This window comes from Geodermatophilus sp. SYSU D01105 (assembly GCF_054050095.1).
On record NZ_JBJGYR010000017.1, the window covers coordinates 116128 to 131300 of the forward strand.

At 75.7% G+C, this 15173-nt stretch carries 13 protein-coding genes; 12 read left to right on the top strand and 1 reads right to left on the bottom strand.

All coding sequences use genetic code 11. The features are described 5' to 3' along the window. The first annotated feature begins 8 nt into the window (after positions 1 to 8). The 11 genes from murG to ACI79I_RS17095 all read left to right on the top strand — a co-directional run bounded on the left by murG (position 9) and on the right by ACI79I_RS17095 (position 10139). Positions 9 to 1115: an undecaprenyldiphospho-muramoylpentapeptide beta-N-acetylglucosaminyltransferase gene (gene murG, locus ACI79I_RS17045; RefSeq protein ID WP_456993509.1), complete on the top strand. Its 1107-nt coding sequence runs from the start codon at positions 9 to 11 to the stop codon at positions 1113 to 1115. Further along, the gene (murC, locus tag ACI79I_RS17050) at positions 1102 to 2559 is read left to right on the top strand and encodes a UDP-N-acetylmuramate--L-alanine ligase (RefSeq protein WP_456993510.1); all 1458 of its coding nucleotides are present in this window, start codon (positions 1102 to 1104) and stop codon (positions 2557 to 2559) included. The genes murG and murC overlap by 14 nt, the downstream gene beginning before the upstream one ends. Continuing rightward, entirely contained in the window at positions 2556 to 3353 is a 798-nt protein-coding gene (locus ACI79I_RS17055; protein WP_456993511.1) for a cell division protein FtsQ/DivIB, read from the top strand. Before murC ends, ACI79I_RS17055 begins: the two co-directional genes overlap by 4 nt. 96 nt (positions 3354 to 3449) lie before the next feature. Continuing rightward, the gene (locus ACI79I_RS17060) at positions 3450 to 4034 is read left to right on the top strand and encodes a peroxidase-related enzyme (RefSeq protein ID WP_456993512.1); all 585 of its coding nucleotides are present in this window, start codon (positions 3450 to 3452) and stop codon (positions 4032 to 4034) included. 348 nt (positions 4035 to 4382) lie between these two features. Then, positions 4383 to 5666 carry a cell division protein FtsZ gene (ftsZ, locus tag ACI79I_RS17065; protein WP_456993513.1) on the top strand — a complete coding sequence of 428 codons (1284 nt, stop codon included), beginning with the start codon at positions 4383 to 4385 and terminating at the stop codon, positions 5664 to 5666. Positions 5667 to 5781: 115 nt separating this feature from the next. Then, entirely contained in the window at positions 5782 to 6513 is a 732-nt protein-coding gene (pgeF, locus tag ACI79I_RS17070; RefSeq protein ID WP_456993514.1) for a peptidoglycan editing factor PgeF, read from the top strand. Positions 6514 to 6573: 60 nt separating this feature from the next. Next, the gene (locus tag ACI79I_RS17075) at positions 6574 to 7314 is read left to right on the top strand and encodes a YggS family pyridoxal phosphate-dependent enzyme (protein ID WP_456993515.1); all 741 of its coding nucleotides are present in this window, start codon (positions 6574 to 6576) and stop codon (positions 7312 to 7314) included. 41 nt (positions 7315 to 7355) lie between these two features. Continuing rightward, positions 7356 to 8207 carry a cell division protein SepF gene (locus tag ACI79I_RS17080; protein WP_456993516.1) on the top strand — a complete coding sequence of 284 codons (852 nt, stop codon included), beginning with the start codon at positions 7356 to 7358 and terminating at the stop codon, positions 8205 to 8207. Positions 8208 to 8260: 53 nt separating this feature from the next. After that, positions 8261 to 8557, top strand: a complete 297-nt coding sequence (locus ACI79I_RS17085) for a YggT family protein (RefSeq protein ID WP_456947520.1) — start codon at positions 8261 to 8263, stop codon at positions 8555 to 8557. Positions 8558 to 8660: 103 nt separating this feature from the next. Beyond that, positions 8661 to 9383, top strand: coding sequence for a DivIVA-like cell division protein Wag31 (gene wag31, locus ACI79I_RS17090; RefSeq protein WP_456993517.1), 723 nt, complete (start codon positions 8661 to 8663; stop codon positions 9381 to 9383). A gap of 123 nt (positions 9384 to 9506) precedes the next feature. After that, complete coding sequence (locus ACI79I_RS17095) at positions 9507 to 10139, top strand: hypothetical protein (RefSeq protein ID WP_456993518.1); 633 nt, start codon at positions 9507 to 9509, stop codon at positions 10137 to 10139. 75 nt (positions 10140 to 10214) lie between these two features. Here ACI79I_RS17095 and ileS read toward each other — a convergent pair whose 3' ends face one another. Continuing rightward, positions 10215 to 13379 carry an isoleucine--tRNA ligase gene (ileS, locus tag ACI79I_RS17100; protein ID WP_456993519.1) on the bottom strand — a complete coding sequence of 1055 codons (3165 nt, stop codon included), beginning with the start codon at positions 13377 to 13379 and terminating at the stop codon, positions 10215 to 10217. Between the two features lie 90 nt (positions 13380 to 13469). Here ileS and ACI79I_RS17105 point away from each other — a divergent pair, with 90 nt between their 5' ends. Next, a complete protein-coding gene (locus tag ACI79I_RS17105) occupies positions 13470 to 14981 on the top strand; it encodes a potassium/proton antiporter (RefSeq protein ID WP_456993520.1) in 1512 nt (503 codons plus the stop codon). Positions 14982 to 15173 lie beyond the last annotated feature (192 nt).

Consider the following 15173-nt stretch of genomic DNA (forward strand, 5'->3'; position numbering starts at 1 on the left):
GGAGCACGGTGAGCACGAGCGTCGTCCTCGCCGGCGGGGGCACCGGCGGGCACATCGAGCCGATGCTCGCCCTCGCCGACGCGCTGCTGCGCCGCGGCGCGCTCGAGGGCGGGCTGCGGATCACCTGCCTGGGCACCGCCCGGGGCCTGGAGACCCGGCTGGTGCCCGCCCGCGGCTACGACCTGCGGCTCATCCCGCCGGTGCCGCTGCCGCGCAAGCCCACCCTCGACCTGCTCCGGGTCCCCGGCCGGGTGCGCCGATCGGTCGCCGAGACGCGGGCGCTGCTGCGCGAGCTCGCAGCCGACGTCGTCGTCGGCTTCGGCGGGTACGTGGCGCTGCCGGCCTACCTGGCGGCCCGCCGCGAGCGGGTGCCGGTCGTCGTGCACGAGCAGAACGCGCTGCCGGGGCTGGCCAACCGGATCGGGGCCCGGCTGGCCGCGCGCGTCGCCGTCACCGTCCCCGGCACACCGCTGCACGGGGGCGAGCACGTCGGCATGCCCCTCCGGACGGCGATCAGCAGCCTGGACCGCGCCGCCCGCCGCGCCGAGGCCCGCGCCACCTTCGGGCTGGACCCCGACCGGCCCACCCTGCTGGTGTTCGGGGGGTCGCAGGGGGCGGCCTCCCTCAACCGGGCTGCCGTCGGGGCGGCCGACGCGCTCACCGCGGCCGGGGTGCAGGTGCTGCACGCGCGCGGACCCAAGAACACCGACGTGACCGTGCCCGCCCGCGCCCCGGGCAGCGCCCCGTACGTCGTCGTCGACTACCTGGAGCGGATGGACCTCGCCTACGCCGCCGCCGACCTGGCGCTGTGCCGGGCCGGTGCGGTGACCGTGGCCGAGGTCGCGGCCGTCGGGCTGCCGGCGGCGTTCGTGCCCCTGCCGATCGGCAACGGCGAGCAGCGGCGCAACGCGCTGCCGCTGGTCGAGGCCGGCGGAGGACTGCTGGTGGACGACGCCGACCTGTCGCCGTCCTGGATCGAGGAACACGTGACCCCGCTGATCACCGACCCGGCCGCGCTGGCCGGGTACTCCCGGCACGCCGCCGCGGTCGGGGCGCCCGACGCCGACGAGCGGCTGGCCGACATCGTGCTGGAGGTCGCCCGTGGCCGCCGCTGACGTGGCCGCCTGGAGCGGCCCGGTGCCCACCCTCGAGGAGCTCGGCGCGGTGCACTTCGTGGGCATCGGCGGCGCCGGCATGAGCGGCATCGCGCGCATCCTGCTCGCGCGCGGGGTGACCGTGTCCGGCAGCGACCGGCGGGACACCCCGACCCTGCTGGCCCTGCGCGCGCTGGGGGCGCGGGTGGCCCTCGGCCACGACCCCGCGAACCTGGGCGAGGCCGACACGGTGGTGGTCTCCACCGCCATCCGGGAGGACAACCCCGAGCTGGCCGCGGCCCGCGAGCGCGGCCTGCGGGTCCTGCCACGCGCGGTGGCGCTGGCGGCGGTCATGGCCGGCAAGCGCAGCGTCGCCGTCGCGGGCACCCACGGGAAGACCTCGACCACCTCGATGCTCACCGTCGCGGTGCAGTCCTGCGGCGCGGACCCGTCGTTCGCCATCGGCGGGGACCTCAACGAGTCGGGCAGCAACGCGCACGCTGGCAGGGGCGACGTCTTCGTCGCCGAGGCCGACGAGAGCGACCGCTCCTTCCTGCTCCTGGCCCCCTACGGCGCGATCGTCACCAACGTCGAGGCCGACCACCTGGACAACTACGGGGACCTGTCGGCGGTCGAGGCCGCGTTCGACCGGTTCCTCGGCACGGTGGACCCCGCCGGGTTCGTCGTCCTGTGCGCCGACGACCCCGGGTCGGCGCGGCTCCGGGGGGTGCCGACGCCGGCCCGGGTGCGCACCTACGGCACGGCCGAGGACGCCGACCTGCGGCTGCTCGACATCGAGGTCGGGCCGGACGCCACCGCGTGGACCGCCGTCCTGGACGGCGAGGTCCTGGGCCGGGTGCAGATCCGGGTGCCCGGAGAGCACATGGCGCGCAACAGCGCCGCCGCCCTGCTGGCCGGGCTGGAGCTCGGCCTGCCCGCCGAGGGCCTGATCGCCGGGCTGGGCCGCTTCGGCGGCGTGCACCGGCGGTTCGAGCTCAAGGGCGCCGTGGGCGGGGTGCGGGTCTACGACGACTACGCCCACCACCCCACCGAGGTCGCCGCCCAGCTCCGGGCGGCCCGGGCGGTGGCCGCCGGGGGGCGGGTCGTGGTGGCCTTCCAGCCGCACCTGTACAGCCGGACGCGCGAGTTCGCGGCCGGCTTCGGCGACGCGCTCGGCCTGGCCGACGAGGTCGTGGTGATGGACGTCTACGGCGCCCGCGAGGACCCGGTGCCGGGCGTCACCGGCGCGATGGTCGCCGACGCCGTGCCGCTGCCGGCCGAGCGGGTGCACTTCGAGGCCTCCTGGTCGGGCGCCGCGCCCGCCCTCGCCGACCGGGCCCGCCCCGGTGACCTGGTGATCACGATGGGCGCCGGCAACGTCTCCATGGTCGGCCCGGAGGTGCTGGAGGCGCTGCGCGCCCGCACCGGCGGGTCCGGCGACGACCCGGCGGTCCCGGCGCGGTGAGCCGCTCGGGGACGACGACCCGCGACCGGTCCGCGGGGGCCGGCCCCGAGCCCGGCCGCCGTCCCGCGCGGCGTCCCCGCCGGCCGCGCCGGGACACCCCCGCCGACCGCCGGCGCCGGCTGGTGGTGCGGCTCGGCGTCGCGGTCGCCGTCGTCGCGGTGCTCGCCTGGCTGGTGTGGGGGAGCCCGGTGCTGGCCGTGCACCGGGTCGACGTCGACGGTGCCGGCAGCCTGACCTCCGCGGAGGTGGTCGAGGTCGCCGGCATCGCGGAGGGCACGCCGCTGCTGCGGGTCGACGTGGACGCGGCCGAGGCCCGGGTCGCCCGGCTGCCCCAGGTCGCATCGGTCGAGGTGGCCCGCGGCTGGCCCCGCAGCGTCGTCATCACCGTGCGGGAGCGGGTGCCCGTGGCCGTCGTCGAGCAGGACGGCGTCCGGTCGCTCGTCGACGCCGACGGGGTGCTCTTCGAGACGGTGACCGGCGACCTGCCCTCGGGCGTGGTGCCGCTCGACGTGGCCGAGCCCGGGCCCGAGGACCGGGTGACCCGCGCGGCGCTGGCCGCCCTGGTCGCGCTGCCCGCGGAGGTGCGGGCGGAGGTCACGGCGGCGACGGCCACCACTCCCGAGGACGTCACGCTCACCCTGGACGACGACACCACGGTGCTGTGGGGGAGCGCGGAGGACGCCGCGGCCAAGGCGCAGGTGCTCGTCGCCCTCCTCGGCCAGCTGGAGTCCGGCGCCCTGGACCCCGCCGAGACGATCGACGTCAGCGCGCCGGAGACCGTCGTCCTGCGCTGAGCGAGGACCCCGTCGGCCACGGGCCGGGCTCGCGGCCGGCCTCCGGACAGGGCCGGCGGGTGGCCGCCCGCCGTCGGTGCGCGGGAGGCTGGCCGGGTGGATGCCTCGCCGATCAGCCGGTTCCCCGTCCCCGCCCGTGACCAGCTCGCCGACGAGCTGCGCGAGCGCTACGCCGACGTCGAGGAGCGCTCCGGCTTCCTGCCCAACGTCTTCGCCGCGCTCGCCTGGCGCCCGGCCGAGGCCGCGGCGTTCTTCGCCATGCACGACGCCCTCATGGACAAGGAGACCCCCGGGCTGTCCAAGGCCGACCGGGAGGTCATCGTGGTGGCCACCAGCGCCGCCAACGACTGCCTGTACTGCGTGGTCGCGCACGGGGCGATCGCCCGGATCCGCGCCCGCGACCCGCACATCGCCGACCAGGTCGCCGTCGACTGGCGCAAGGCGCCCCTGTCCCCGCGGCTGCACGCGGTGCTCGACGTCGCCGTGCGGCTGGCGGTCGAGCCGGCGGCGGTGACCGCCGCCGACCTCGCGGGCCTGCGGGCGCACGGGCTCACCGAGGACGACGTGTGGGACGTCGGCGCGATCGTGTCGCTCTTCGCCCTGTCCAACCGGCTGGCGCACTGGGCCGCGATCCCGCCCAACGACGAGTTCTACCTCCTGGGCCGGCTCCCGCGGGAGTGAACGCGCGCGTCCACCCGGCTGCGGACCGCCCTGATCAGGGCCGGGACGACACGCGCGGTGGCGCGACACGCCCGACGCGCCACATCACTTTTCCCGGTTCCCGTTCCCCGGTGTGTCGGGGCCCTCGACCTGTGCGTGAGACGTTCCGGGCGCGCGCCGTCACGTTCAGTGATGCGGGTGTGACCAGTGTGTTCCCCGAGGATGGTGAGGACGTGCCCGTTCGACACGCCGGGCGCCGGAGGGTGTTTGTGAGGCCTGTGGCGCCCCATCTAACTTCGTCCGCGTCGACCCAGTTGACATAACTATAAGGCTTTACTTGAGGATGAGGGTCGAGGTCGGGAGCCCCACATGACACCTCCGCACAACTACCTCGCGGTCATCAAGGTCGTCGGCATCGGCGGCGGCGGTGTGAACGCGGTCAACCGGATGATCGAGGTCGGCCTCAAGGGGGTCGAGTTCATCGCCATCAACACCGACGCGCAGGCGCTGCTGATGAGCGACGCCGACGTCAAGCTCGACGTCGGCCGTGAGCTGACCCGCGGGCTGGGCGCCGGCGCGCAGCCCGACGTGGGCCGGCAGGCCGCCGAGGACCACCGCGAGGAGATCGAAGAGGTGCTCAAGGGCGCCGACATGGTCTTCGTGACCGCGGGGGAGGGCGGCGGCACCGGAACCGGTGGCGCGCCCGTCGTCGCCTCGATCGCCCGCAAGCTCGGTGCGCTCACCATCGGCGTGGTCACCCGCCCGTTCTCCTTCGAGGGCAAGCGGCGGGCCGTGCAGGCCGAGTCGGGCATCGAGGAGCTGCGCAACGAGTGCGACACGCTCATCGTCATCCCCAACGACCGGCTGCTGCAGCTCGGTGACCGGAACGTCAGCGTCATGGACGCGTTCCGGACCGCCGACCAGGTGCTCCTCTCCGGCGTCCAGGGCATCACCGACCTGATCACCACGCCGGGCCTGATCAACCTGGACTTCGCCGACGTCAAGTCGGTCATGTCCGGCGCCGGGTCGGCCCTCATGGGCATCGGGAGCGCGCGCGGCGACAACCGGGCGCTCCTGGCCGCCGAGCAGGCCATCGCCAGCCCGCTGCTCGAGGCCTCGATGGAGGGCGCGCACGGCGTGCTGCTGTCCATCTCGGGTGGCTCGGACCTCGGTCTGTTCGAGATCAACGAGGCCGCCTCGCTGGTCTCCGACGCCGCGCACGCCGACGCCAACATCATCTTCGGCGCGGTGATCGACGACGCCCTCGGCGACGAGGTCCGGGTGACCGTCATCGCCGCCGGCTTCGACGGCGGCAAGCCGGCCGGCCGCAAGGACGCCGGGATCGCCTCGGTGCCGTCCGCGGCCCCGATCGCCCCGCCGGCAGCCCCGCGCATGCCGGTGCACCCCCAGCCGGTGACCGCGGCAGGGCCCGCGCAGACCGGCGAGCGGCTGCTCGGCTCGGCGTCCGCGACGCCGCCGGTCCAGCCGGCTCCGCTGCCCTCGACCTCGCAGCTGCCCGCCCGCCCCGCCGGCTCGGGCATCACGGTGCCGCCGCTGCCCCCCGCGCAGAGCGCGACCGCCGGAGGACGGCGGCCGCTCTCGGACGAGGACTTCGAGGAGGAGCTCGACATCCCGGAGTTCCTGCGCCAGTGAGAGGACCCTCCTGCCCCCCGCAGCTCGCACGCTCGCTGCGGGCCCCTGCAGGAGGGCCGCCTGTGCCCCCCACCACTCGCAGGCTCGTGGCGGGCCCCTGGACAGGGGCCACGCCGTGAGCTCCTCCCCGGCCGCCCCGCAGGCGGTGCGACCCCGACGGGTCGTCACCGACCGGCGGGGCGGCCGGTCCGGTCCTCCCTACGAGTCGTTCAACCTCGGCGGCCACGTCGGGGACGACCCCGCCGACGTCGCGGCCAACCGGGCGCGGCTGGCCCGCGAGCTCGGCGTCGCCGAGGACCGGCTGGTCTGGATGGACCAGGTCCACGGCACCGGCGTCGCCGTGGTCGACGGGCCCGTCCGCGGCCCGCTGCCAGAGACCGACGCCCTGGTCACCCGCACGCCCGGCCTGGTGCTGTGCGTGCTGGTGGCCGACTGCGTGCCGGTGCTGCTCGCCGACTCGGTGGCCGGTGTGGTCGCCGCGGTGCACGCCGGACGGGAGGGTGTCCGGCGCGGCGTCGTCCCGGCCGCGCTGGCCGCCATGGAACGGCTGGGCAGCCGGCCGGCCGACGTCACCGCCCTGCTCGGCCCCGCCGTGTGCGGGGCCTGCTACGAGGTGCCGCGCGCGATGCAGGCCGAGGTGGCCCGCGTGGCGCCGTCGGCTGCCGTCCGCACCCGCCGGGGGACCCCCGGGCTGGACCTGCGCGCCGGGGTGGCCGAGCTGCTGGCCGGCGCCGGGGTGGCCCAGGTGGTCCACGACCGGCGGTGCACCCTCGAGGACCGCCGGCTGTTCTCCCACCGCCGCGACGGGGTCACCGGCCGCCAGGCCGGGGTCGTCTGGCTCGCCTAGGGCCACTGCGTGCCGGAGCCCCGTGACCCCGGGGGTGACGGCCAGCGGCATGATCGTTCCGTGACGACCCCCGCGGACCGGCTCGACGCCGTGCGTGCCCGCATCGCCGCCGCCGCCCGGGCCGCTGGGCGCGACCCGGCCGCGGTGTCCCTGCTCGCGGTGAGCAAGACCTGGCCCGCCTCCGCCGTCCGGGAGCTGGCCGCCCTGGGGCAGGAGGACTTCGGCGAGAACCGCGCCCAGGAGCTGACCGCCAAGGCCGCCGAGCTGGCCGGACTCCCGGTGCGCTGGCACTTCGTCGGCCAGTTGCAGCGCAACAAGGCCGCCGCGGTGGCCCGTCTGGGAGCCGTCGTCCACTCGGTGGACCGGCTCTCCCTCGCCGGGGCGCTGGCGCGGGCCGGCGTGGACCTGGGCCGCCCGGTCGAGGTCTTCGTCCAGGTGGACCTCGGCGGTCCCGAGGGCGAGCTCGCGGCGCGCGGCGGCGCGGACCCCGCCGAGGTCCCCCGGCTCGCCGACGCCGTCGCCGCCGAGGAGGGCCTGCGGCTGCGCGGCCTCATGGCGGTGGCGCCCCGCGACGCCGATCCCGGCCCGGCCTTCGCCCGGCTGGCGGAGCTGGCCGAGCGGGTGCGGGCCGACCACCCCGGCGCGCGCGAGATCTCGGCCGGGATGACCGCCGACCTCGAGGCGGCCATCGCGGCCGGCAGCACTCTCGTGCGTGTCGGAACCGCGCTCTTCGGGGAGCGGCCCCTACCCTCCCCGGAGGACGAGTCACACCAGTCACACGGGCCTCACCAGCCCGCGTGATCGACGCGAGCACCGCTCGTGGAACCGGAGGGGGAGGGCCGATGGCCGGAGCCATGCGGAAGATGGGCATCTACCTCGGGCTCGTCGAGGACGACGACGCCCGCGCCTACGGCCGGTACGACGCCCGGCAGCCCGACCACGCCGACCGGTACGACCGCATGGACGGCCGACGCTACGACCGGTACGCCTCGGAGGACCGCTACGACGACCGCTACGCGGAGGTCGGCGACCGCTACGCCGACACCGACTACCGGTCCGAGGGCTACCGCGAGTCGGACTTCCGTGACTCGGACTACCGCGACGCCGACTTCCGCGACCCCGACTTCCGCAAGGGCGACTACGACGCCGACCGCCCGGCCGACCTGCCCGAGCCCGACCCCGAGCCGGTCGTCCTGCCGCGCCGCGTCGGGTCCACGCGCAACCTCGGACTCGCGCCGGCCACCCCCGGCCCCTCCCGCCTCGGGGGCCTGTCCGGCACGGGCGCCGGCGGCACCTCCGGCACCGGGTCCGGCGGGTCCACCGCGGCCGGCCTGGCCGCCGCGGCCGCTGCGGAGCCGGCGCCCGCCCCGGCGCCGGCTCCCGCGCCTGCTCCCGCTCCCGCTCCGGCGCCGCAGCCCTACCGGATCACCACCCTGCACCCGAAGACCTACAACGAGGCCCGCCAGATCGGGGAGGCGTTCCGGGACGGCAGCCCGGTCATCATGAACCTCACCGAGCTCGACCACGCCGACGCGCGGCGGCTCGTCGACTTCGCTGCGGGACTGATCTTCGGGTTGCGCGGTAGCATCGAGCCCGTCACGAACAAGGTGTTCCTCCTCAGCCCGAGGGACGTCGACGTGACGGCCGAGGACAAGGCGCGGATCCGCGAGGGCGGGTTCTTCGACGAGTCCTGAGGTCACCGGCAGGACTGGACCGGCACGCGAGGTGCCCTGAACGAGCGAGGACCGTGGCTCTCTTCTGGCAGATCGTCTCGTCGGTGCTGCTCGTCTTCCTCGTCCTGCTCTTCGCGCGGTTCGTCGTGGACTGGGTGATGGTGCTGGCGCGCAGCTGGCGTCCCTCCGGCATCGTCGCCGCCGGTCTCGAGGTCGTGTACGCGACCACCGACCCGCCCTTGAAGGCCGTCCGGAAGGTCATCCCGCCCCTGAACCTGGGCACCATCCGGTTGGACCTCGGGTTTATGGTGCTCCTGATTGCCGTGTACATCCTGCGTGGCATCACGACCTCACTCGCCGCCACCGCGTGACCCCTGAACCTGCCGGGGAGGGCGACGCCGGGGGCTGGGTGCGGTCCGCCGTCGCTCGTCAGAGAACGTCCCTGTTCCCGCTGTCCGACCCGAGGTGACCCCGATGCCACTGACGCCTGCCGACGTGCACAACGTCGTCTTCAAGAAGCCGCCGATCGGCAAGCGGGGCTACGACGAGGACGAGGTGGACGCGTTCCTCGACGTGGTCGAGGCCGAGCTGGCGCGGCTGATCGAGGAGAACAACGAGCTCCGCTCGGGCTCGGCCACCGGCCGCACGCCGCGCGCGGAGGCCCCCGAGTCGCCCGCTCCGGCCGCCGCGCCGCCGCCCCCGCCGGCCGCCGCCCCCCGGGAGGACGACAGCGCCCGGGCCTCGCGCATGCTCGCCCTGGCCACCGAGACCGCCGACCGGTACGTCAACGAGGCCAAGGCCCAGGCCGACCAGATGGTCGTCTCCGCTCGGACCAACAGCGAGCGGATGGTCAGCGACGCCCGGGCCAAGAGCGAGCAGATGGTCAGCGAGGCCAAGATGCGCGCCGACTCGATGATCAGCGACGCCCGCACGCGCGCCGACACGATGGAGCGCGAGGCCCGCGCCAAGGCCGCCGCCCTCGACCAGGACGCCGAGCGCCGGCACACCGAGGTCATGGGCTCGCTGGAGGAGAAGCGCAGCAGCCTGGAGCGCAAGATCGAGGAGCTGCGGACCTTCGAGCGCGAGTACCGCACCCGGCTGCGGTCCTACCTCGAGTCGCACCTGCGCGACCTCGACAGCCGCGGCTCGGCCGAGCCGGCCTCCAACAGCCGGCAGAACCAGCACGCCCCCGCCTGAACACCCGCCCCTCCCGGTGAGGGGTGACCGACGGGCCCCCGGACGACGTCCGGGGGCCCGTCGCCGTCCCGGGGTCGGGTGGGGGCCCGGCGCACCGCGTGCGGGCCCGGCTACAGTCTGCGCGTGATCTTGGCAGCGGGCCTGCTGGTGCTCATCGGCCTCGGGTCGCTCGTCGGCGGGCTCGCCACCGGCGTCACGGCCCTGTACTGGGCGTGCGTGGCCGCCTGTGCCCTCGCCGCCGTCCTGCTGGTGCTGCTGCGGGTCGGGACGGCCCGGGAGGCGGCCGACCCCGACGCCCGCGTGCTCGACGCCCCGCCCCGCTCACCGGAGCCGGACCGGTGGGTCCGGGAGGAGCCGCGGACGCCGGCGCACGGGCGGCCGGCGGTGCGGGCACAGGACCGGCTGCCCGCCGAGGAGGCCGCGGTCGCCCCGCCGAGGGCGGACCTCGACGACGACGGGCCGTCCACCGGCGCGCACGCCGCCGTGCCCCGCCCGGCGGCCGACGGTGAGCCGGCCGAGGAGGACGTCGAGGTGACCGACCTGCTCCTGGTGGTGGACCTGCTCGACGAGGTGCTGGTGGTCGACGAGCACCCCCGCTACCACCTGCCCGGCTGCCCGCACCTGGCCGGCCGGACGGCGGTGCCGCTGCCCATGACCGAGGCACGCGCCGACGGCTTCACCCCGTGCGCCACCTGCGGGCCGGTGCACCACCTGGCGCAGACCGAGCGCTCCCGCCGGTCCACCCGCGGGCACTGAGGGCCGACCCCCGGGAGGACCCCGTCCCACCCACCGCTCGCAGGCCCGCGGCGGTGCCCTGGACGGGGCCCTCCCTCAGCGCTCGGCGCGGGCGATCCAGAAGCGCGACCCGGACGGGCCCTCGACCCCCTCGCCCTCGCCCGCGGTGCCGGCGTGCACGCGGACGGCGAGCACCTCGTCGGCCACCTGGGCGCCGTGCTCGGTGAGGGCCTGGGCCATGGGGGAGTCGGGGGCGTCCCCCGCGGTCCACCACAGCTCGATGCGGTCGCTGACGGCCAGGCCGCTGCCCTTGCGGGCCTCCTGGACCAGCCGGACCGCCTCGCGGACCAGGCCGGCCCGCTCCAGCTCCGGGGTCAGCTCCAGGTCCAGCGCCACGGTGAGCCCGCCGCCGCTGGCCACGGTCCACCCCTCCCGGGGGGTCTCGGTCACGACGAGGTCGCCCTCCTCCAGCGGCACGGGGGCCCCGTCGACGTCGACGGTCGCCGTCCCGGCCCGGTAGGCCGCCACGAGCGCGGCCGCGTCGGCCGCGGCGACGGCCTTGGCGACGGCCTGCACCTGCTTGCCCAGGCGACGGCCCACGGCCCGGAAGTCGACCTTCACGCTCACGTCGACGAGGTCGCCACCGACCGCGGAGAGGTCCATCAGCGCGGCCACGTTGAGCTCGTCGGCCACCTCGGCCACCAGGTCCCGGGGGAGGTCCGACCAGCCCGGCGCGGAGACCACGGCGCGGGCCAGCGGCTGGCGGGTGCGCACCTTGGCCGACGTCCGGGCCGAGCGGCCCAGCTCGACCAGCCGGCGCACCAGCGCGACCTGCTCGACCAGCCCGTCGTCGCGGGCCGCGGCGTCCACCTGCGGCCAGGAGGCCAGGTGCACGCTGTCGACCGCGTCCGCCAGGCCCGGCGCGACCGCCCGTGCCCAGACCTCCTCGGTCACGAACGGCGTGAAGGGCGCCATGAGCCGGGTGAGGACGTCGAGCACCTCGTGCAGGGTGGCCAGCGCGGCCGGGTCGCCGTCCCAGAACCGGCGGCGGGAACGGCGCACGTACCAGTTGGAGACGTCGTCGACGAACTGGGCCAGCAGCCGGCCGGCGCCCTGGGTGTCGAAGTCCTCCAGCGCCGCGGTCACGCCGTCGGTGACCGCCGCCAGCTCGGCGAGCGCCCAGCGGTCCAGCAGCGGCCGCTCGGCCCGCGGCGGAGCCGGGGTGCCGGCCGGGTCCCAGCCGTTGGTCTCGGCGTAGAGGGTGAAGAAGCTCGCCGTGTTCCAGTAGGTCAGCAGGACCTTGCGCACCACCTCGGACAGCGTCTCGTGGCCCACGCGCCGCGCCGACCACGGCGAGCCGCCGGCGAGCATGAACCAGCGGACGGCGTCGGCGCCGTGCCGGTCCATCAGCGGGATCGGCTCGAGGATGTTGCCCAGGTGCTTGCTCATCTTCCGGCCGTCCTCGGCCAGGATGTGGCCCAGGCACAGCACGTTCTCGTACGAGCTCCGGTCGAACACCAGCGTGCCGACGGCCATCAGCGAGTAGAACCAGCCGCGGGTCTGGTCGATCGCCTCGCAGATGAACTGCGCCGGGTAGGCCGCCTCGAACTCGGCCTGGTTGCGGTAGGGCGCGCCCCACTGGGCGAAGGGCATCGAGCCGGAGTCGTACCAGGCGTCGATCACCTGCGGCACCCGCCGGTAGGTGCCCTCCTCGCCGGGGCGGGTGAAGGTGACCTCGTCGATGAACGGCCGGTGCGGGTCCAGGCCGGTCAGGTCGCGGCCGGTCAGCTCGGAGAGCTCGGCCAGGGACCCGACGACGACCATGCGGCTCGGGTCGGCGTCGTTGCGCCAGATGGGCAGCGGCGTGCCCCAGTAGCGGTCCCGGGACAGCGCCCAGTCGACGTTGTTGCGCAGCCAGTCGCCGTAGCGGCCCCACTGGATGTGCTCGGGGTGCCAGGAGGTCTTCTGGTTCTCCGCCAGCAGCTGGTCCTTGACCGCGCTGGTCCGGATGTACCAGGACGGCTGCGCGTAGTACATGAGCGGCGTGTGGCACCGCCAGCAGTGCGGGTAGCTGTGCTCGTAGCGCTGCTCGCGCCACAGCACCCCGCGCGCGGCCAGGTCGGTCACCAGCTCGTCGTCGGCGGCCTTGAAGAACCGGCCGCCCACCATCGGCACGTCGGACAGGAAGTGCCCGGTGGAGTCGATCGGGTTGACCACCGGCAGCCCGTAGCCGCGGCAGACCGCGAGGTCGTCGGCACCGAACGCGGGGGACTGGTGCACCAGGCCGGTGCCGTCGTCGGTGGTCACGTAGTCGGCCAGGACGACGAAGTGCGCGTCCTCCCCCTCGGGGAAGTCCACGAGCTCGAACGGCCGCTGGTAGTGCACCCGCTCCCACTCCCGGCCCGGGGTGCGGGCCAGGACCTCGACGTCGTCGGTGTCGCCGAAGACGGCGCCGAGCAGCGGCTCGGCCACGACGAGGGTGTCCTCGCCGTGCCTGGCGACGACGTAGGTGACGTCGGGGTGGACGGCGACGGCGGTGTTCGACGGCAGCGTCCACGGCGTCGTCGTCCAGACCAGCAGGTCGGCCTTGCCGGCCCACTCGCCGCTGGTGACCGGCAGCCGCACGTAGACCGAGGGGTCGGTGATCGACTCGTAGCCCTGGGCGACCTCGTGGTCGGACAGGCCGGTGCCGCAGCGCGGGCAGTAGGGGGCGACCCGGTGGTCCTCGACGAGCAGGCCCTTGTCGAAGACCTGCTTGAGCGACCACCAGACGCTCTCGATGTAGGCGGGGTCCATCGTCCAGTAGGCGGTGGACAGGTCGACCCAGTAGCCCATCCGGCGGGTGAGGTCGGAGAAGTCGGAGACGTGCCGCTCGACCGACTCGCGGCAACGGGCGTTGAACTCGGCGATGCCGTACCGCTCGATGTCCGGCTTGCCGGCGAAGCCCAGCTCCTGCTCGACGGCGATCTCCACCGGCAGGCCGTGGCAGTCCCAGCCGGCCCGGCGGGGCACGTGCCAGCCCTGCATGGTCTTGAACCGGGGGAACACGTCCTTGAACGCGCGGGCCTCGATGTGGTGGGTGCCCGGCCGGCCGTTCGCGGTGGGCGGGCCCTCGTAGAAGTTCCACTGGGGGCGGCCGGCGGAGGCCTCCAGGGAGCGGGCGAAGACCTTGTCGGCCTCCCAGCGGCCCAGGACGTCCTGCTCGAGGGCGGGCAGGTCGACCTGCGGGGGCAGCGCGCGGAAGGGACCGGGAGAGCTCACGCCCCCCATTGTCCCCGAGGCGTCGACCGGGTCGTGGAACGGCTCCGCAACGGGGGTACGGGAGACTGCGGAGGTGGTCAGGGGCGCGCGGTGAACACGACGGTCACCCTCGGGCTGGCCCTCGGCGCCGTCGTCGTCCTCGTGGCCGCCGTCGCGCTGCGCCTGGCCGACCGGCTGGGCCTGCCCAGCCTGCTCCTCTACCTGGCCCTCGGCGTCCTCCTCGGCGAGAACGGCCTGGGCGTCGAGTTCGAGGACGTGCAGCTCACCCAGACCCTCGGCGTGGCCGCGCTCGTGGTCATCCTCGCTGAGGGTGGCCTGACCACGCGGTGGAACGACGTCCGGCGGGCGATCGGCCCCGGGCTGGCGCTGGCCACCATCGGCGTCCTGGTGAGCGTCGGCGTCACCGCAGCGATCGCCGTCTGGCTGCTCGACTTCTCCTGGGCCTTCGCCCTGCTGCTCGGGGCGGTGATCGGGTCCACCGACGCGGCGGCGGTGTTCGCCGCGCTGCGCCGGCTGCCACTCCCGCGCCGGCTGGCCGCCTCCATCGAGGCCGAGAGCGGGCTGAACGACGCCCCCGCCATCCTGCTGGTGACGGCGCTGGCGACCTACCTGACCGGCGAGCGCAGCGAGCCGTGGTGGCTCATCGGGGTGGAGATCGTCGCCGAGCTCGTCGGGGGCGCGGCGATCGGGGTCGCCGTCGGGCTCGGGGGCGCGGAGCTGCTGCGCCGGGTCGCGCTGCCGCTGGCCGGGTTCTACCCGCTGGCCACGCTGGCGCTGTGCGTGCTGGCCTTCGCGCTGGCCGACCTGGCGCACACGTCGGGGTTCGTCGCCGTGTACCTGGCGGGGGTGGCGCTGGGCAACCGCGCGCTGCCGCACCGGTCGGCGAGCATCGGCTTCGCGGAGGGCATGGCCTCCCTGGCGCAGATCGGCCTGTTCGTCCTGCTGGGGCTGCTCGTGTCGCCCACCCGCCTGGACGAGGCGCTGCTGCCGGCCCTCCTGGTCGGCGGGGCGCTGCTGCTCATCGCCCGGCCGGCGTCGGTGCTGGCCAGCCTGGTGTGGTTCCGGATCCCGCTGGCCCAGCAGGCGTTCATCTCCTGGGCCGGGCTGCGCGGCGCGGTGCCCATCGTGCTGGCCACCTTCCCGGTCGCCGCGGGGGTGGACGGCGCGACCCGCATCTTCGACACGGTCTTCGTGCTGGTCGTCGTCTTCACCCTGATCCAGGGCTGGTCGCTGCCCTGGGTGGCCCGGCGGCTGAGGATCGCGGCGCCGGTGACCCCGCGGGACATCGACGTGGAGTCCGCACCGCTCGACGAGCTGGACGCCGACCTGCTGCAGCTGACCGTGCCCGCCGGGTCCCGCCTGCACGGCGTGTACCTGCCCGAGCTGCGGCTGCCCGAGGACGCCGCCGTGGTCCTCATCGTGCGCGACGGCCGGTCGTTCGTGCCCGGCCCGACCACCCGGCTGATCCGCGGGGACCAGGCGCTGCTGGTGTCGGCCCGCCGGTCACGCCCCGAGGCCGAGCGCCGGCTGCGCGCGGTGAGCCGCGCCGGGCGGCTGGCCACCTGGCGCGGGGAGACCGGCCGCGCCACCGAGGCCGACTGACCTGTCGGCCTACCGGCCGACCCCGCCACCAGGTGCGGTTCCCGGCCGCCGCGGAGCCGTTTCCGGGCGCCGACCACGCGGTGGGGGGGGGGGGGGGGGGGGGGGGGGGGGGGGGGGGGGGGGGGCGGGGGCGGGGGGGGGGGGGGGGGGGGGGGGGTGGCTCGGCCCCCCCCCCGGCGGGGGGGGGGGGGG

Excerpts from the sequence above, each read along its gene's own strand:
- ftsZ (WP_456993513.1), top strand. The coding sequence starts at position 4,383 with ATGACACCTCCGCACAACTACCTCGCGGTCATCAAGGTCGTCGGCATC.
- ACI79I_RS17080 (WP_456993516.1), top strand. The coding sequence starts at position 7,356 with ATGGCCGGAGCCATGCGGAAGATGGGCATCTACCTCGGGCTCGTCGAG.
- wag31 (WP_456993517.1), top strand. The coding sequence starts at position 8,661 with ATGCCACTGACGCCTGCCGACGTGCACAACGTCGTCTTCAAGAAGCCG.